Source organism: Candidatus Zixiibacteriota bacterium (assembly GCA_036397555.1).
Lineage (GTDB): Bacteria > Zixibacteria > MSB-5A5 > WJJR01 > WJJR01 > DATKYL01.
In genome coordinates this window covers 587,808-606,826 of sequence record DASWIS010000008.1, presented here as the reverse complement: position 1 = coordinate 606,826, position 19,019 = coordinate 587,808, and the positions used below count along the sequence as shown (strand labels likewise).

At 59.9% G+C, this 19,019-nt stretch carries 13 protein-coding genes; 3 read left to right on the top strand and 10 right to left on the bottom strand.

Annotation, left to right across the window (positions count from 1 at the left end; genetic code table 11):
- Positions 1-19: 19 nt before the first annotated feature.
- From VGB22_04205 to VGB22_04185, 5 genes are all read right to left on the bottom strand, one after another.
- A complete protein-coding gene (locus VGB22_04205) occupies positions 20-2,716 on the bottom strand; it encodes a hypothetical protein (protein ID HEX9750481.1) in 2,697 nt (898 codons plus the stop codon).
- Between the two features lie 42 nt (positions 2,717-2,758).
- The gene (locus tag VGB22_04200) at positions 2,759-6,127 is read right to left on the bottom strand and encodes a carboxypeptidase-like regulatory domain-containing protein (GenBank protein HEX9750480.1); all 3,369 of its coding nucleotides are present in this window, start codon (positions 6,125-6,127) and stop codon (positions 2,759-2,761) included.
- 326 nt (positions 6,128-6,453) lie between these two features.
- Positions 6,454-7,218, bottom strand: a complete 765-nt coding sequence (locus tag VGB22_04195; protein HEX9750479.1) for a hypothetical protein — start codon at positions 7,216-7,218, stop codon at positions 6,454-6,456.
- Between the two features lie 126 nt (positions 7,219-7,344).
- Positions 7,345-10,296 (bottom strand): sigma 54-interacting transcriptional regulator, encoded by a 2,952-nt coding sequence (locus tag VGB22_04190; GenBank protein ID HEX9750478.1) that lies wholly within the window; start codon positions 10,294-10,296, stop codon positions 7,345-7,347.
- Positions 10,297-10,324: 28 nt separating this feature from the next.
- Positions 10,325-10,669, bottom strand: coding sequence for a hypothetical protein (locus VGB22_04185; GenBank protein HEX9750477.1), 345 nt, complete (start codon positions 10,667-10,669; stop codon positions 10,325-10,327).
- 820 nt (positions 10,670-11,489) lie between these two features.
- Here VGB22_04185 and VGB22_04180 point away from each other — a divergent pair.
- The 3 genes from VGB22_04180 (at position 11,490) to VGB22_04170 (ending at position 15,229) form a co-directional block, all read left to right on the top strand.
- On the top strand, positions 11,490-13,100 hold the full coding sequence (locus VGB22_04180) for a M6 family metalloprotease domain-containing protein (protein ID HEX9750476.1): 1,611 nt from the start codon (positions 11,490-11,492) through the stop codon (positions 13,098-13,100).
- A 59-nt stretch (positions 13,101-13,159) separates the two neighbouring features.
- Positions 13,160-13,900, top strand: a complete 741-nt coding sequence (locus VGB22_04175) for a hypothetical protein (GenBank protein HEX9750475.1) — start codon at positions 13,160-13,162, stop codon at positions 13,898-13,900.
- 288 nt (positions 13,901-14,188) lie between these two features.
- Entirely contained in the window at positions 14,189-15,229 is a 1,041-nt protein-coding gene (locus VGB22_04170) for a proline dehydrogenase family protein (GenBank protein ID HEX9750474.1), read from the top strand.
- A 5-nt stretch (positions 15,230-15,234) separates the two neighbouring features.
- Here the strand turns inward: VGB22_04170 and VGB22_04165 are convergent, their stop codons facing one another.
- The 5 genes from VGB22_04165 to VGB22_04145 are packed head-to-tail and all read right to left on the bottom strand — an operon-like array spanning position 15,235 to position 19,014.
- On the bottom strand, positions 15,235-16,212 hold the full coding sequence (locus VGB22_04165) for a TerC family protein (GenBank protein ID HEX9750473.1): 978 nt from the start codon (positions 16,210-16,212) through the stop codon (positions 15,235-15,237).
- A gap of 24 nt (positions 16,213-16,236) precedes the next feature.
- Positions 16,237-16,704 carry a GAF domain-containing protein gene (locus VGB22_04160; GenBank protein ID HEX9750472.1) on the bottom strand — a complete coding sequence of 156 codons (468 nt, stop codon included), beginning with the start codon at positions 16,702-16,704 and terminating at the stop codon, positions 16,237-16,239.
- Positions 16,701-17,729 (bottom strand): uroporphyrinogen decarboxylase family protein, encoded by a 1,029-nt coding sequence (locus VGB22_04155; protein HEX9750471.1) that lies wholly within the window; start codon positions 17,727-17,729, stop codon positions 16,701-16,703. The genes VGB22_04160 and VGB22_04155 overlap by 4 nt, the downstream gene beginning before the upstream one ends.
- A gap of 4 nt (positions 17,730-17,733) precedes the next feature.
- Entirely contained in the window at positions 17,734-18,222 is a 489-nt protein-coding gene (locus VGB22_04150; protein ID HEX9750470.1) for a putative metal-dependent hydrolase, read from the bottom strand.
- Positions 18,223-19,014, bottom strand: coding sequence for a DUF169 domain-containing protein (locus tag VGB22_04145; protein HEX9750469.1), 792 nt, complete (start codon positions 19,012-19,014; stop codon positions 18,223-18,225).
- Between the last annotated feature and the right edge of the window lie 5 nt (positions 19,015-19,019).

Here is a 19,019-nt window from a genome sequence, read left to right as displayed (position 1 = left end):
GAGTCGCGTCGGGGGCGGCTTACTTGATGATGACCAACTTTCCGATTTGCGCGCCCAGTTTAGAATCGACGCGGTAGATATAGATACCGGACTCGACCGCCTGCGTATTGCGCGAAACGAGGTCCCAGGAAATCTTCGACGGATAACTCGAGAGGGTGGGGTCGGGATGATGCAACTCCCGTACCAAGTCGCCGTCGAGCGTGTAAATGCTCACGGTGGCGCTGTCGGGCAGGTTGATGAAGTGGATGCGCCGATCGCGGTCGCCGAACGTCTCCTGTCCGAAGGTCCCCTCCAACCCCTCATCAAAGTAGGTTGAAGAGTTGCCGTCCGCCAGCGCGATGACCGACTTGTACGGATTGGGATAGACCGAGACGCGCACCGAATCCCGCTGTGCCCCTCCGGTGCCCCAATAGTTTTCGACGACATCGGATGAGTAGATGGGAATTCCGCCGACCCGGTTATTCTGTCCGCCGGGAACCGTTTCCAGCGGGTCCAGGTCGTTATCCGGGTCGCCGAAGTCGAACGCCGTAACGGACACGAAGTAGTATTTCGACGGTAATCGGTTTTCGAGGACGACGCGATAGACACCGTACTGGAGCGTATCCAGTCCGATGATCGTGTCGCGAATGTCGATGCGTTGAATCAGGTTGTCGCGCGGCTGCTCCTGATCGATGATCGTGTTGCTCTGATTGTAGTCCTGCGGCACGAAGTAGGCGCGCTGCTCTTCGCCTTCGGCGCCAAGGTACTGATACGCACTGTCCCGAGGGAATTCCGCATCGAATTCTGAGGAGAGATAGAGCTCGGGATCGAAATCGGGATCGTCGAATACTTCACGCCATTGGTCAACGGTCAACGGATTGGATGTCAGTTCCCAGCGCTGGGTCAGTTCCCGGAACGTGTAGCGCCGGTAGTCGACGATGTCCCAACTGGCGAGCAGCGAGTAATCGCCGGAGGAAGGGATGTCGCTGGAGGTATTGCGCTCGGCAATATAGAGCCGATACCCCTCAAAGTCGCTGACGCGCAGCAACGGATCGACCTGCAACTCGGAGTTGGCCCCGGTCCAATTCAGCTCCAATTCGTGCGGGCGGGAGATCAGAGTCAGATTCGAGTTATCCGGCCCGCGTGGGGGCGCCGGCCCCGCAAAATCGGGACAGCCATCGCCCCGATAAAAAATCGTGTCCTCTGCCGAGCCCTGCACCGGGTAGTAGTCGCCCGCGTAGTCGTTGTTGTCTGTGTCGACGCCGAAGTTGTCGAACACGAAACCGGCCCACCAGGCGTTCCCGGCCAAATCGGAAAAATCGACATTGTTGTAGAATCCGGTCGGGTCGTTGCAGTTAATCGGATTGTCCTGAACAGTGTGGAACTCGGATCCGCCGACCATGGCAAAGGTGAACGGAATCGACTCACCCGGCGCCAGTTGCGGGACCGGGCCAACGGCCAGAACGCTGCGTGTGTCTAGTCCGTCGGCGAGATTGCACGAGGTGGCGGCGGCCAACGGACGTGCCCAGCCGAATGCCGACAGATCAATCCCCGCATACAACTGATCGTAATCGATTTCACGATTGGACATGTAGTGGTACTTGTTGCGATCACCCGACGGAGTCCCGCGACCCCCGTGGCCCAAGACACGAAGGTCAGTGAGTCGACGCGGGCCCCAGTCGAGCAATCCCTGGCCGCTGGACGTCCACCAGTTGTAGCTGATGTTGGCGCCGGCGGGGGCGCGCAGGACTCTCCAGCCGATGATTCCCCGTTCCGCCTGGCGGCGGAAGGGGTCTTCCGGGCCGTCACCTTCCGGCTTACCGTCGTTGTCCGCCGCCCAGGCAATGTTCAAGGTGTCCCGGAATTCGGGATTGACGGGATTGGGCCAGGTGTGCAGAAACCCGGAGATGTCGTCGTTGGCATTGTTTTCTCCGCCGGCTGACAATTGCCAGTAGATATCCGTGTCCACGAAGACGCCGAGATAGACGCCGCGGATCAGGTTATCGCCGATGTTCCTGATTTCGAGGTCCCAGATGACGAAGTTGCGCGCGAAGTTCGTGGACGACTGATGCGTAACCTGGGTCACTTCGAGGCCCATCGGGATGTGCGAGGTCTGGTTTGTATTGGTGAGGGTCGTATCCTCGTACTGACAATAGTAGATTTGTTCCAGCCGACGCGGGGGCGCGAAGGAGCCGTCCGCGTTCGGAGAACACCCCAGGTGACGGTAGCCGGCCGGCAGTTCAGTCGATATCGTCGTGTAGCCGTTGAACTCGTCGCCCGATTCATCCCATCCCTCATAGCCCAAGGTGATGACCGTGTCGGTTCCGATGATTCCGCCGACCCAAAGGCCCCCATTGTACAGATAATCGATTCGCGATCCTCCGGGCAGCTCGAACGAGGGGCACCAATTGATGCGCAGGTCGATCTCATCCTGAGGGCAGGCATCCATCTGGTGGCTGGTGCCGAAGGAGCCGTCATTCGAAACCGAGATCCAGACTTCACCGACGTAGTGAGCGCGCCGGTCGAAGATCGGCGCCGCGGCGTTGACCCAGCTCTGCGGTCCCTTCAGGGGCGGCGTGGACGGGAGGTTGTCGCGCGACCACGTTGAGACAGCACTGAGCGCAACAATGATGAGGGCACTGGCCGACGCCCGGAGACACCGTCTAATCGGACGGATCATGCGGATGGTCGTGGTTTCGCGATCGGCCACGCTTTGGGCCTGTCTCTCATAGTCCATGGGCATCATCACATCCTGAGAAATACGGCCACCCCGATGCGCTTAGAAATCCATTCCCAATCCGATACGAATCTGGCGCCCGGCCTCCCAAAGTCGCGGGTCGGTCTGACCATCGGACGGATAGATGACACGGCTCTGGTTGACCCCGCTTTCGGGTCGGCCGGTGCCGGTGTAGACTTCCCGGATGTTCCGTTCGTCGAGCACGTTGTAGACCCAGACCTCAAACGCGTAGTGCATGGGCCCGATGGCAAAATTCTTGTTGAAGCGAACGTCGATGTTATTGTGCGCGGGATAGCGTCGTGAATTCTTGTCGGGCTCAAGCTGTCCGACAATCTCGACCCCCGGATGAGACGTGCTCGGTGTGTAGGGGAAGCCAGATCCGTATTGCCAGAATATGTTCAGGCCCCAATCGCTGGGGATGGTACGGCCAAAGAGTTTGGGATGGTCATTCGCCGGCACGCGGATGTCGAGTATGAGCGTCAGGGAGTGACGTTCATCCCAGTCCAGCGGGAACTCCTGAATCACGAAGCGGTCGTTGCTGCCCGCATAGAAGTTCGCGAAGTAATCCAGCGCTTCGGCCGACGACTTGCCGAATGCCCAGGAGAGATCATAGGTGAATGATCCGGAAACGTAGTTGCCGTATTTCTTTTCCAGTTCGAATTCGATCCCGCGCGCGCGGGAGTACTCCGAGTTTTCATAGAAATTGCGGGCATCCAGTCCGCCGTATCCGCGAATCTCCGAGGCGGCCACGCGGCCGAAATCGTCGGAGTAGAACCCCTGAACGGACAGCAAGTACTCCGGCGAGAGCATGTATTGGACGCCAAACTCGTACTTGATTGTCTTGACGAACTCGAGGTTCAAGTTGCCGATGACCCCCGAAGCGCTGTTGGTAAACGTCGAACGCGCATACATTTGGAATAGCGGCGGCAGTTGGTAGAAGTGCCCGTAATTGAAGAAGACCTTGGCCTTGTCGGAGATCGGATAGGCGAACGCAATGCGCGGCGCGAACCGGTCGCGGTAGTCCGCGTAAGGGATATCTTCGCCAATCGCCGCCTCTTCAGCGGCTGAGGCGTCATTGGCCTGGATGAAGTACTCGTAGCGAAAGCCGACATGGGCGATCATCTGTCCGTATTCCATCTTGTCGACGATGTAGAGCGCCCCAGTCTTCGGCGTCTGATTGTAGAAGTCGCGGATGGTGCCTCGCCCGGGGTATGGCTGTCCGAGACTGTTTTCAAGGTCTTTCCCCGTCAAATCCACGTATGGCTGCTGCAATTCCTCGAATGTCAGATCGTACGCCGCGTATTCGCCGCCGATTTTGACCTCATGTTCCCGGCGCATCTGGCTGACCAGATCAACCTTCATGCGGGTGTCGCGCGGACGGCGATAGTGCCAGACAACGGATCCATCCCAACCACGATCATAGAACCCGTCGGCCGCGTTGCGGATGCCGTCGCCGTTTAAGTCGTTGAACGGTTCTCCGAAGTCGTAGCTGGCGTCATCGGACGACCACGCGCCGGATGGCGTCGACGATCCCCGATCAAAGTCACCATTGCCATTGAGATCGCGGAACGGCACGCCCACGACCCAGTCGTCGTTGGGACCTTGGTATTTGCTGTCGTGGGACAAATCGACAAACGGCTCGCCGAACGGCAATCCCGACAGTGAGTCGTCGTAGACGCCGTTCCGGTTGACATCAGTGAACGGCTCTCCGAGGGAGACATCACCGTCGAGGTACGGCTCGGGAATGTCATTCGGACTGCCCTCGATGTCGAATAAGTCTTCTTCGTTGCCGGGATCGTAGATGCCGTTGCCGTTGCCGTCTCGCGTCAGCGCATCGCCCTCGTCATATCGACCGTTGCCGTTGCGATCGACAAAAGATTCCCCGACATTAAAATCGACCACGCCGTTTCCGTTGAAATCGAAGATCAGCGTGTCAATTCCAGGGACATAGTTTCCGTCGCCGTCGCGGTCGATCCAGACATCGCCAAAGGTATACTCGCCGTCGGGATAGACGTCGGTCCAGGTCTCGGGCGGATCCCAGGCGCCATTGCCATTGCGGTCTTCGTATGTGTCGGACTGATGGTCGAAGAGGAAATCATCCGGGTTCAGCGTGCCGCCGGCGACATTGGGGTTCCCCGGCTTTTGCCAGAAGGTGCGTTGTTGCCGGGAGAGCTGGACTTCGTAGTAGGTGGTCTTGCTGAGGTTGTGGGTCCAGCGCAGACTGTAGAATTCGCTTTTGTCCTCTTCCCAGGGGATGTTGTTGGGCACGTATCGATAGCTCCAGCGCCACAGCATGTTGCGTTCGTATGTCTGCTTGTACTGGCCGGTGAGACGGATGTCGGGGCTCAAGCGGTACGACATTTTGAACAAGGCGTCGCCGAAGTTTGTCTGTCGATCGCGCAGGACCCACGCGAGAAACTTGAATTCGCGAAAATCCGCCCGCGTGGCGTCGGTCGTGAATCTGTTGATGGGCGTGTAGGTATCGGAGCGTTCGAAGTTCAGCGACGTGAAGTAGGTCAGTTTATCGGACGGGCCGCCCAGTCCCAGCGCCGGGAGCACGAGCTTGGTAAACAGCGGTTCCGGGCCGCCCAGATTGAATTCGAAACGCTGAAAATTCCGCGAGTAGGTGTTGAGGTTCTTGGTCCCGAAATCGTCCGTGAAGTATTGAACATGTCCCTTGGTATCGGAGCCGCCATCCTTCGTTGAGACGCTGATGATGCCGCTGGTACCGCCGTACTCCGGCGACCACGCGCCCTTGATGATGGAAACGTTTTCGATCTCGGTGCCGGACAGATTCAACGCCTGGGTCGGGCCGCGTCCGCCGAGCGGATCGGACATCGAGACGCCGTCGACATTGTACAGGACTTCGGACGATCTCCCGCCTCGGATGTGAAAGCGATCGTTACGAACGGTCACGCCCGGGGTCATCGCGATAATGTCGCCGACGTTGGTGACGGGAAGGGTCTTGATCTTTTCGGCGCTGACATCTCGTTTTGTCGTGGCTTGATCCATCTGGATCAGGTCGATTTCCGCCCTGACGATCACCGCCTCCAATTCGACCGCGCTTTCGTCAAGATCGAAGGAAACGTTTTCGGTCTGATCCGGCTTGACCAGGATGCCGGTAACCACGACCGGCTGATATCCCATGATGCTCGCCCTGACGGAATGTTCACCGACGGGCACGGCCAGAATCTGGAATCGACCATCGATGTCGGTGACCGCACCCAATGTGGTCCCGACGACCTGGACGGTCGCCTGAATGAGCGGCTCCTTGGACTTATTGTCCAAAACCTGTCCGGCGATCTTGCCGTTGGCCGCAAATCCCTGTGAAGCCGATGCGATCCAGATCCCGGCGAGGACCAACGGGGTCCATCTCCGAATCCGGTTTCCGATCTCAGAAGGTCGCATCATGTCTACAATCCTCCCCGTGACGGGTCATTACGCGTGAGGGCCTGCGAACCGGAGTGAGGGGCGGGCCGACAAGCAGAAACACGTTCAGAAGATGACCTACCTAATCACAGTCGTATCAAGCGTTGCTCCCCGCATGGCAGACGGCGCGGGACCAAAGTGCCGAACATGAGCCGTCTAATTGTGTAAAGTCAAGGTGAATCACGATTTGCTGTCCTTGACGCGTGTGTTCCCGCGAATCTTTTTGCGATATCCGATTCGAGCGGATCCTCTTGATCCAGCGAGATTAACCCTGATGGGGTCACTTATTCCCGTCAAGAGGCGGTTTTTCAACGGAAAGTGTCCCAGTGCTCTCGCTGCCATGTGTCGGCTCGTCGGCGAACCCGATCCCAAAGGGAATCAGGCGGAAGCCAGGATTCCACCGCGAAGTGCCCGCTCTCGCTGGTGTCGTGAAAGCAAGCCCGTAACCGATCGGCGGATTCTTGCCACCCGCAATCCTGAAACTCCAGCGGCATGGATGTCCACCGTTGGGTGCGGGCCCGGAGTCCATGGGAGTCATCGGGCCAAAATATTCCATCATCAACGGGAGCATGGAGATAAACGGTGCCATGCTGCAGTACGACATCCTGGGACATGAACTGCGCGGCCGCGAGCAACTTGCCCCCGTCAAGACCGATCTCATATCCGGTCAGCGACCGGCCGCACAGGCCATGTTGTCGTCCGTTTGGTGGCATGGTGTCGGCACGACCGGATTCGATCGCGGCGGGGATCCCGGCACGAATCAGCATCCGTTGGAGACGACTGAGGATCGTGAGCAGGGTGGCAGTGAAGCCCGCATTGGCGGCCAATCCGAGGGAACCCGGCCCGGCGATGATCGCGTAATTGATCTCGTTTCGATGCAGCAACGCGCCGCCCCCGGTCGGGCGGCGAGCCCATTCCCAGCCCATCTCCGAGCAGCGATGCGGCGAAACAACATGCTGCCACTGCTGGTTTCGCCCGATCGTCACCGCGGGCGGGTCCATGCGGTAGAAGCGCAGGAAGGCGGTGTCCCGCTCGGTCCGGCACGTCTCGAGCAGTTCGTAGTCGAGCGCCATCTGTTGTCGGGCGCGCAATGCGTAGTGCGGAAGGCACCGCCAAGTTGGAGTCATCGCCTGCGCAGGATACAAAAAACCCCGCGGAGAACACCGCGGGTTTGTCACACGACGGTCGGCAGCGCGAATCTATGCGCCGACGTCCAGATCGTACTGCTTCATCTTCAGGCGCAGGGTCGATTCGGGCATTCCGAGCCGCGCGGCGGCGTGTTTTTTGATCCCGTCCGACTCGGCCAGCGCGTGCGCGATGAACCGTCGTTCTAATTGCGCCATGTGGTCGTACAGCGAGAAGCGTTCGGGCAGCGCGGGGGCCGTGCCGGGCTGGCCCAGTGTATCGCACGTCTCCAGAAGCTTCTGGGCGAGACGTTCCGGCCCGATGGTCCCTTCGGCTCCGGCGAGCAGGATCAGCTTGCGGATTTCATTCTCCAGTTCGCGGACATTGCCCGGCCAGTCATAATTGCACAGGACCCGGACAGTTTCCGGAAGCAGCCGCACTTTGCGTCCTGCCTCGTCACATACGCGCGTTAAGATGTGGTCGAGAAGCAGCGGGATGTCTTCACGGCGTTCCCGCAGCGGCGGCAGCGTAAATGTCAGCGGAGCGAGGCGGTAAAACAGGTCTCGCCGGAATGTGCCACGCGCGGTATCGCCGGACAGATCGCTATTGGTCGCCGAAATGACGCGCACATCGACTTGTCGCGGGCGCGTGTCACCCAAGCGCGTCAACTCTTTGTTCTCCAGCAGTCGCAGGAGCTTCGCCTGCAGCGAAACCGGCATTTCCCCGATCTCGTCTAAGAAAAACGTACCCCCGTCCGCCTCCTCGAACAGCCCGGCTTTGTCACGATCGGCGCCCGTGAAGGCCCCGCGCCGGACACCAAACAACTCGCTTTCCAACAGCGACTCGGGCAGGGCGGCGCAATTGACGGAGACAAAGCGGTGGTCGCGGCGATCGCTGGAGAAATGTATGGCGCGAGCGAGCAGGTCCTTACCGGTTCCCGTCTCTCCCAACAGCAGGATCGAGACATCCGTGTCGACGACCATGCGCACACGCGATAGCGTGTCGCGCAGGGCTTCATTCTGGGTGATGATGCTGGGGAAATCGCTGGAGTTTGCCAGTTGGTCCCGCAAGCGTCGCACATCGCGATGGAGCCCTTCAGAGCGCAATCGTGTGGATCGCCACGCGACGATTTCGGCAAATGCGACCGCGAAGTCCAGATCGCGCGGTCCAAACCGGATCGGCTGGCCCGCGGCGTCTTGACCGAGGACATCCGCATAAAGCAGCCCCGACGCGCCCGGCCCCAGTTCCACCGGGACAGAGATGACGGCGACGGGGGCGGGTTCATCATGCTCGGAAAAATGAGCGGTCAGATCAGGAGTGGTTCCATGAGACCAGTAGAATCTCGGCGCATCGGTCGGCAGTTCGCGCTGATAGGGGCTGGCCACGAACTCGCCCAAATGATGTGCAAAGTCTTCATTCGCCCCGGACACAGTGACAACACTTCCGGTCCGTGCGCCATCAACAGTGACCTCCAGAAGGACCGCACGGGAGGCGTTGATCCGGGTACGGAAGAACGCGACTGCCTGCTGGAGATCGTCGCGCGACTCACCGTCCAGTGCGGCGACCGCCCACGGCACGCCACCGAGTCGGAACTCGTTGGCACTGGAGAGCGCATGGGTGACACATGACTTCGAGAGGGCCGACTGCAAGGCACAGTGGTCAGCGACGTCATCAGAACCGGAGGATTCCCCCGCCTTTTGTCGCTCGACCGCGCGTGCGTACTGAATGGCCTCGTCCAACCGGCCCGCACTTCGCAATGCTTCAACGAGCAATATGCAGACCTCGGTCGCCTGCGCGGAGGCACCCAATCGCTCGAACGTGTTGAGTGCCTCGCGCAGCGAATCGACGATCGCGGTTGGCTCGGATTGCGGCAGCAGCGTCAGGACTCGCGCCGCGACAACCTGAAAACGTGCCGACTCATACGGATCGGCAGCCACGTCGAGGTTTTCTTGCGCCCGTGACAGGGCGGTCTGCGCACCGTTGACGTCGCCCCGGCGCGCCATCGCCTCGGCGATGACCCGGTACAGGCAGCCGACTTCCACACGCTCACCGATCTCAAGGGCCACGGATAAGCCCGATTCCGCCAATCGTTGCGCCTCGGGCCAATCTCCCAGGGCGGCTTCGCACTCGGCCAGCCCTCGGAGCGATTGTGAGACCAAATCGTTTTCGGAACTCAGTTTCTGGCCGATTTGCAGCGCCGAGCGGAAGTCCTCCTTGGCCTGAATCCAGTGCCGTTGCTCGAAATGCCACCAGCCGGTGTATTCAAAGTGGATCGATCGTTCCCGCACCAATCCCGCGCGCTCGATGTATTGCAACGCTCGGTCCAGGCATAGCGCAGACGCTTCAAATTCGTGTCGAAGGATCCCAAGGTATCCTAACGACAGCAGATTGCGTGCGGTCGAACTGTCTTTCCCGGCCCGCTCCGCTCGGCCACACGCTTGCGACAGGGCCTCGTGCGCCAATTGCCACTGCCCCTGCAGCAGGTAGATCCGACCGAGATTCCCAATGAACGCCGTTTCACGTTCGTGGTTGCCCGTCTGGCGGGCGATCTCGACGGCATCATTGAGGAAGTCGATGGCGAGAGTGTATTCGCTGCTGACGAAGTGAATGCGTGCCAGGTCATTGGCGGCATGCATCACACCATTTTGATCTCCGATACGCCGATAAATGGCGATGGCATCGCGCGCGTGCATCCGAGCGCTCTTGGTGACACCCATCCCGAGATAGGCGCCGCCCAACAGGCGGTGAACGTCCGCAATTGCCGCGTCAGAACCGGTCGATTGGATCATGTCGAGGCACGCACGCGCCTCCCGGACGGCATCGGTATACCGTCCTTCGGCATGGGCCAGGCGTGCGCGCACCATGCACCATTCGCCGAAGAGCGGGGCCCCGGGGGTGACGGGCGCTTCGCTCTCCAGACGATCCATCAAGTTCACTGCCGCGGTGACGTTGTCGTCGTCGAGCAGACGTACGACGCCGTCCATAGTCTCGCGCAACGCGGAAGCATCGTGAGGAAGGGGCTTCATGCTCAATTTCAATCTTCGAGATGCGGCGCTATCGCCGATTGTTTGCTGTGCTCGACCTGCTCTCCGTTTTGATGTTCATGATGCGCAGCCACGACGACCAAAGCGCATCGGCAACCCAGACAGCGCCGCCGGGCAGTACGGCCGAGGCAGCATACGATCGCTGCGACTGCGTCGTCGCGACCGGTGCCGTCGGACGGAAGCCGGTCGTCGATCCGTCCGGTTGCGGCGGCTGTTGTTCGCCGGTGGTGCCGTCATCCCACGGATGACCGTCACCTTCGTCGGAGGCTTGTCCGCCCGCCCAGCCGAGTGACAACGGCGTGAACATCAAAGCCAGAGTCAGGCCGATAGCCAGAAGGGATTTCCGACTTGCCATCTGAGCCCGCCTCCTTACCTAAGAAAGAGCGATTTTGATTCTCAAATACTGCGATGCGTTGCCTGTGGTCGGCCGATGCGCCTGAGGTAATCGTCGGATCGTGAGATGCCGAAACGGCTCGACCACCGACTCTTGTCAAAAGCAATCTCGCTATAAGCCCATCCTTGTCAAGTAGTTTTCCCAATCAGCGCAGGTTTCCGCGTCGCAGAATCTGCGAATAGCAACTTACGGACCCTCCGCATTGAATTCACGCTGCGGTCAACGGCTCGTCTCTGACCGAGTGGGTGTCGGAAAGCCCCCATACTCTCCACAGCGAAATGAGAGGTCCCTTGGTCCCCGGAGAACCCGCCCCGTGACGGTTAGAGCCTAACGCATTGACATAGGTTGACTTACGCCTCATCGGCGATATGGTCAGAGCGGTCTTGTCGTCGGCACGCCCCTTGCGCTGAAGTGCCTCGCACTCAGGAGGATTTGTTCCTTGGGGGGAATAATGAAACCGGCCAAACACGAACTACGATTCCAAACTCCTCGGATTGCTTCAGGCGAATGCGACGATGCCTCTGAATGTGTCCTGTCGGCGACCGCTTTAACGGAATCAAATCAGACTGAGGATTGTCCGGAACCGGCCCGCATCTCCCATCGCGTAATCGACGAGTGCGGTCGTGACGATCAGCGGAGTCGGTGTTCGGCTCCCATTCACACACCCAGAAGGGCAGGGATCATAATGATGGCTAAAGGCAGAGCAACTACGCTGGCGTGCGGGGTCGCATTGGGCTGTCTCGCTCTGTGTGCATCCGGCCCGCTATCCGAGCTGGTTGCGATGCCTCCCTTCCCGGACAGCTTGCGCCAGGGCTCCCCGTCGATGGCGGCCGGGATCGGACTGTATTCCGAGATGCGCGGGCATTTTCAGGAGCGCGGCATTTGCACACCCGGAGGAGGCATGGCGGCCGGCATCACGGTCTCCGGGGACTTTAACGTTTTGGCGATCTGCGTGGACTTCTCCGACAAGGTGTCGCAGGTCAGCGCCACCGTGCTGGACAACCTGATTTTCTCAACCGGATCGGGGTCGGTGCGCCACTTTTACAGCGAGATGAGCTACGGCAATCTCACAATGGTCACGGTCAATCTCCCGTCGTCGCTCGGCTGGCAGCGTGCCCCGCAAACATACGCGTACTACGTCAACGGCAACTTCGGCATGGGGAGTTATCCGAATAACACGCAGAGGCTGACGCAGGACCTGGTGGCATTGATCGATCCGCTCGTCGATTTCTCAGACTACGACAACGACGGGAACGGGTATGTCGACGGACTGGTCATCATGCATTCCGGTGCGGGAGCGGAGTTCACCGGCAGCGTCAATGACATCTGGTCGCACAAATGGGGAATCAGCGCCAATCTCCGGGACGGTGTTTATGTCAGCGCGTACTCGGTTCAGCCGGAATACTGGAATTCTCCCGGCGACATTACGATCGGTGTCTACGCCCACGAGATCGGACACCTGTTCGGGCTTCCGGATTTGTACGACATCGACGGCAGCTCGCGCGGTCTGGGCCGCTGGTCTCTGATGGCGTCAGGTTCGTGGAACGGATCGTTGGGCAATTCGCCCGCGCACATGGACGCGTGGTGCAAAAGCCAGGTCGGCTTCGTCACACCGACGGTCGTCAGTTCGAATCTGACCGGAGTCAACCTGCCGGCGGTTGAGACCTCGCCGACCGTGTACCGGGTTTGGTCCGACGGCGCCGGCGGAAACCAGTATTTCCTGATCGAGAACCGTCAGAAGACCGGCTACGATACGGGTATACCGGGCTCAGGGCTTTGCATCTGGCACATCGACGACAGCCAGAGCGGCAATACGAAGGAATGGTACCCCGGACACACGTCATCGGGGAACTACTGGGTTGCGTTGGAGCAGGCGGACGGTCTCTGGGAATTGGAACAGAATCTCGACTATGGCGATGGCGCCGATCCGTTCCCCGGGACCACCAACAAGACCACGTTTTCCGCGGCCTCGACGCCCAATTCGGACAACTACGCCGGGGCGCAAACGTTCGTGACAATCACGAACATTTCCGCGTCCGGGCCGAGCATGTCGGCCGATTTCTCCGTGACACTGGAGACCGGCATTGAGGACGACCGCGGATTGGGCACGATCGACTACGAAATCGATCTGTTCAATTATCCCAATCCGTTCAATCCCTCGACTACCATACGGTTTTCATCGGTGGGCGATCAGCCGGTACAGCTTGACGTCTACGATGTTCTGGGCCGCAAGGTCGCCACGTTGGTCGACGGTCTCCTGGCGCCCGGATCGCACACTGTGAACTGGGAGGGACGCGGCGATAACGGGCGTCCGGTCGGCTCGGGTGTCTACTTTGCCCGTCTGGTTTCAGACGGCGTCGCAAGAGTGCATCAGATGGTTTTGCTGAGGTAACCCGGAGTGAAGTCAACCACCGCTTGGGAACGATGAAGATGAATCAGGAGGGAGGCAGGATGAAACGCACACTGACGGCAGTGCTGATCGTCGGCGTCTGCATTCTGGCATTGGGATGCGGTCCGGAGAGCAGCAACAATTCGCTATCCGACATCAGCACGGCATGGAACATCGAGTTTAACCTCGCCAGTCCGTCGGCCAACATCGTCGGCGGCGACACGCCGAACACGCAGCAGGGCTATGCGGCCGAGGGACCCGATTCGATCACAATCGACTATGGGGCGGTCGTGATCCGGTCGCTGCGCTTCGTCGATGGCGAGGCGGGAGCGGTCGACACACAGATCACCGCGGAGGAAGAAAGCCGCGACGAGAGTGATCCGGACATCAGCCACAAGGGACCGTATGTTCTGCCGGTGAATGCGGCGTTGCAGCCGCTGGGGTCCGGTGCGGTCGTGCGCGGCGCCTACACAGAAGTCCGGTTCGTGCTGCAGCCCGCGCGTGCTTCGGATGAACTGAATGGGCTCGACGACCTGCTGGGGAATTCGATTCTCGTGCGCGGACGCATCTGGTCGGCGGGCGAGTCACGCCGCTTCACATTCAGCAGCGACTACACTTCGGAGTATTCGGTCCGCGGCGTGTACGACCTGTCCGCGGGCGATGATGTCCAATACACACTGCGATTCAACGTCGGCCGCTGGTTCCGTGCGGGCAACGCCTGGCTGAATCCGGGCAACAGCGGCCATCGAGTCCGGATCATGGACAATATTCGCCTAAACATTCAGGTCGATCGGGATGTTTAAGTAGTAGTGACGAGACCTCCGATGATGGTCACCGAGTAGCGGGGGCGGAAGGTCGGGGGAACGTTTTGCCCCCCCCAAAACAAGTACTCTGGCCAACCACCCCCCTTAAATTCGAGCCGGGTGTTCCGCCCCAGCGGAGCACCCGGGTTTCTTTTGGGACACAAACACACGATCGACCCCGCCCCGCGCCCGGGCAGTGAGTGGGCTCTGCGTTACGCAATTGGGCGTTGATTGCGACAGGACTTCCCCCTAATCTGGCGGCGCCAGCAATCGGTCGCCGGAGATGCCGTGAACCTGCGTTTTGTATTCGTCGATTCACTCCCCAAGACAGCGATTCGCGTTTTCTCGAAGCCCTACATTGCGGGCGATTCGATGCAAGCGGCGCTCGACAAGGCGGCCGAACTGGCGGATGCCGGAATCTCTGCGACAATCGACATCCTCGGCGAGGATGCCGCGACCGGGCAGGACGTGGACCATTATGTCGCGTTGTATGTGCGGTTGATCGAATCGGCGGCCCATGATGCGCGACTCCAGGCGCTGCCACCGGGGCGCAAACCTTCGGTGAGTCTCAAGCCGTCATCGTTCGTCGTCGCCCCGAAGGACAACGATGGCATGGTGATCGATCCGGGAGGGATCGACCGGACGGCCTGCGCGGAAGCCATCGGCCGCGTGATCGAGTCGGCGTCGAAACACGGGATTCGAGCCACGATCGACATGGAAAACCATCAATGGACCGATCTGACGTTGTCGATTCACGCAGAGCTCTTCGCGCGCTACGGACGGACTGTCGGCACCGTCCTGCAATCGCGGCTCTTTCGCACCGTGACGGACATTGACCAACTGCCGTCCGGGTCCCGGATCAGACTGTGCACCGGGATCTACAGCGAATCCGCCGAGATTGCGCTGCAGCAGCCCGCCGAGATCAAATCGCGCATGCTGTCCCTGGCACGCGCGCTGTTTGCGAAGGATGTGTTTGTCGAGTTCGCGACGCACGATCAGGGATTGATCGAACGCTTCTTCAACGAGGTCGTTTTGACGGCGGCCATCGGTCCCTCCCGGTTTGAGACACAGACGTTGATGGGAGTACCGAGAGCGGCCCTGATCCAATCTCTCACGTCCGGTTCATACTTCGAGGGGATTGACGACACGGGCAGGGCGTCATCGGCTTTGCGCCGCGGAATCGTCCACCGACTCTATGTTCCTTTTGCCGAAAACTGGGACCGCGCCATCGCCTACGCGCGACGGCGGCTGCGTCACAGTCCGAACATTTTCTGGACCGGTCTGGTGAATGCTCCGCGCGTTCTGTACTACGCGATGCGCGGGCGTTGATGTGATCATTCCTCCAGCGGGGTCTCGGTGCCGGCGTCCGGCCCGGAACCATGGGATTCCGCGGGTTTGACCGGCCGGAGAAACGACAACAGGATCGAACCGCCCAGCAACAGCACGACGACGCCGAGTGAGATCTCGATGGGGATGTGCACAAACCACGCGATGAGCATTTTGACGCCGATGAAACAGAGAACGATGCCGAGGCCGTATTTCAGATAGTGGAACTTGTCCATAATCCCCGCCAGCAGCATGAAAAGCGCCCGCAGTCCCAGGATGGCGAAGATGTTCGATGTGTAGACAATAAACGGATCGTGGGTGATGCCGAAGATCGCCGGGATTGAATCGACGGCAAATACCAGATCGGTGGCTTCGACAACGACCAGCACCGCCAGAAGCGGCGTCGCAAACCAGCGTTCACCGGCACGGACAAGAAACCGCGTGCCCATGTAGTCGGCAGTGATCGGCAGGATGCGCCGCAGGAGCTTCAGAACCGGATTGCGCTCGGGATGCACCTGCATCTCATCCTGCGCGACGATCTTGATCCCGGTGAACACCAGAAACGCGCCGAAGATGTAGAGCACCCAACTGAACTGGGAGATCAGCGTTGCACCGATCCAGATAAAGATGCCGCGCAGGATGATGGCGCCAAGGATTCCGAAGAACAGCACGCGATGCTGCAGTTCGCGCGGGACATGGAAGTAGCGGAAAACGATCAGGAAGACAAATACGTTGTCGACCGAAAGCGCCTCCTCGACCAGATATCCGGCCGTAAACTCCAGCGCCTTGGCGGTGCCGAACTCGAAGTAGACGAACACATTAAAGGCCGCGGCCAAGCCGATCCAGAAGGCGACCCAACGCGATGCCTCACCGGCTGACACGACATGCGGCCGCCGGTGAAAAACCACGAGGTCCATTGTCAGCAACCCCAAGATGAGAGCGAGAAACCCGACCCAGAAGATCGGCGAGGCGGTCGTCTCCATCATGTCAATGGGCGCGAATGCGGTGACTTATGTCCGCATCTTCGGCGCCATGCGCTCCGCGATGGCTTCCAGCAATGATTGATCCGATGCGCCGAAGGCGTCGGGTTGGTCGGAATCGATGTCGATCTCACCGAGACAGATGCCGTCGAACAGGATCGGCACAACAATTTCCGAACGCGTCTCGATGGAGCAGGCCAGGTAGCGCGGATCGGCGTTGACGTCGGCAACGATCACGGTCCGCTGCTGGGATGCCGCTGCGCCGCATATGCCCTGGTTCAGCGGGATGCGGGTGTGCGGCGATGGCTTTCCGCGATACGGCCCGAGCGTCAGCATGTCGCCTTCGAGCAGATAGAATCCCACCCAGGTGTAGTGAGGGATCGATTCGTGCAGCAGCGCCGCGATTCGGTCCATGACTGCGATGGAATCCCCCCCGTGGCGTATTGCATCGTCGACGCGTTGCAGGATACTCTCTGTGGCCGTTATCGGGGTCATCATGCCGTTCTCATGCGCGCATACGCGAATTCGACCGATTGTCGCACAGCCGCAATGCTCTCCATCGGGACTGTCACCGGGACGGCGCAGCCGGGGCCGAGCGCGAAAGGTATGTTCTTGTGCTCTTCAATGACGCGCCTGGCCATCTCGACAACGCGGTCGGAGTTCGTGTCATTCAGATCGCCCTTGTGGCCGATCCCACCGAGGACCGGCGATCGGAGCAGTTCATGCCCCTCTGTCAGATTCAGATTCGTCGGCTCACTCGCGTCCCAATTGGTCAATGCCGCATTGAAATCGGCATAGAGTGACAGATAATTCTTCGAATCGCAAACATGCAGAACATTGAATGCGTCTGCGCCCGTGGCTTCCCAGATCGGACGGTCGAATGCCACTCCGTATCGCCGCACCTCGTCGGCCGTCAGCAGATTCGCGGAGGCCCATTGTGTGGTGGCAAAGAAGATTCCGTCGGCGCCCGCGTTGCGCATCTCGGCGACGAGATCGATGAATGTCTCGGCAATGGCCTCGAGTGCCGGGACGACCGCCGTCGGGTTGTCGCGCAGGTGCGAAACCAGCATGGCATCGTTCGGCACCAAGTCGCCGGCGACTGAGATCGGATTGAAGACCGTCATCACGATGCGGAACGGCCGCGGCAGCGCGCGCCGGATTCTGGAAATCGCGTACAATTGCGCGGCAAATTCAGGATGTCGCGCCCCCAAGGGTCCGATTTTTGTCCAATCCCCGGGCGTCCTGACCGGAAACAATTCGCGGGCGGGCTTGATGATCCCATCGGGGCTATATCGCATGGTCACGCCCCACGGTTCGTAATGATACGATGCTTTGGGATTGATCTTCAGAAAGTCCCAGTCGAAGCGTTTCTGCCATCCGACCATCACGTCGACGAAACGGTCGCTGTCGTTCTCATCGCCGTAGAAGTGGCGCCACATCGAGACCGGCGGACGGTCGGGCTTGACACCCTCGGTGAGTGCCTGCAGGCGTTCGGTGTGGTTGAGTTTTTCGCGAAACGGCAATCTGTTACCAGCCCTTCTCGGCGCGCAAACCCGTGATCGTGGCGATGTGCTTCTCGCCGTGACGGGCATAGATGGCCAGCAGGTCATCGAGTGTGATGTCGCCGCGTTCAGGATGCACCGCCGAACGGCTCCAGGCGGAGTCCGGCACGGACTCCAGCATCCTGCACATACGATCGTGCAGGCCGTCGATGATCGACAACGACGACGCAATCGGCAGCAACTTGCCATCAATCGTGTCGGCCCAGTCATCCTGATCGTAGGTCTTTAATGTGGGCTTGTCCTCGGTCAGGACAAGTTTCATGCGCACAAATGCATTCATGTGCGAGTCGGCCAGATGATGGACAACCTGACGGATCGTCCACTTGCCCGGACCGTAGGGGGTGTCAAGCTGCGCGTCGCTCAGGCCGCTGACGGCGACACGCAACTGCTGCGGGGTGGTGCGGAGGCGTTCGAGCATCCCTGAGCGATGATCGACGAGCGTCGTGGATACCATTTATTTGTTCTCCGGATCGGAATCGTGAGTCCAGAAATCTTCGAGTTTGCGATAACTTTCGGGAAATTCACCAGTGAAGCGCAGGAACATCGGGATCGGGTAACGGATCCCGCCTTTGTGGGTCCCTTCCAATCCGGCCACCAATTCATCGGCGCGTGACCGCGGCAGGGAAAACGCCATCTCCTCGTCGGATGTGCCGCCGAAGATGCGGTCGCCGTAGCATGGCAGGACATACTGATATTCGCCCGTGTTCATCGCCCCAACGGTCAGATCGGCGCAATCGACCCGTCCGGCGGTCTGGGAGATCATCGCGCCGCCGCGTTTGTAGAGCGCGCCGGTGACCAGCCGCATCACCTGCGCGGCATTGCCGTAGACGATGACGACATCCCAATCGAATTGCACTTTGGCCAGGGGTCCGCACACGAAGTACTCATATTGCTTGTGCGCGAAACGTGGGATCGATTCTTCGGTGCGTGCTCCGGCCTGGGTTGATTCGGTGTACATGCCGGCGCAGGCGTGCCCTTCGGTCAGGTAGGGGACGCGTTCTTCAAATCCGAAAAACGCCTTGGTGATCGGGCAGGAGATGTCGTCGCGTCCGACCGCCAGCGTCCAGCCGTAACGTCGCGCCAACCCGACCGACTGGCAGATCGCGACATCGAATCCGAGATCGGTTTTGGGGCGCTTGGCGCGGTCGGGAATCCGCTCGCCCTTCTTCAACATCTTCACCGCAACCGGGAATGTGGCTGGACGAATGTGACGCTCCAGAATGGCGGCAAACTCAGCGTTGGTCATGGCAG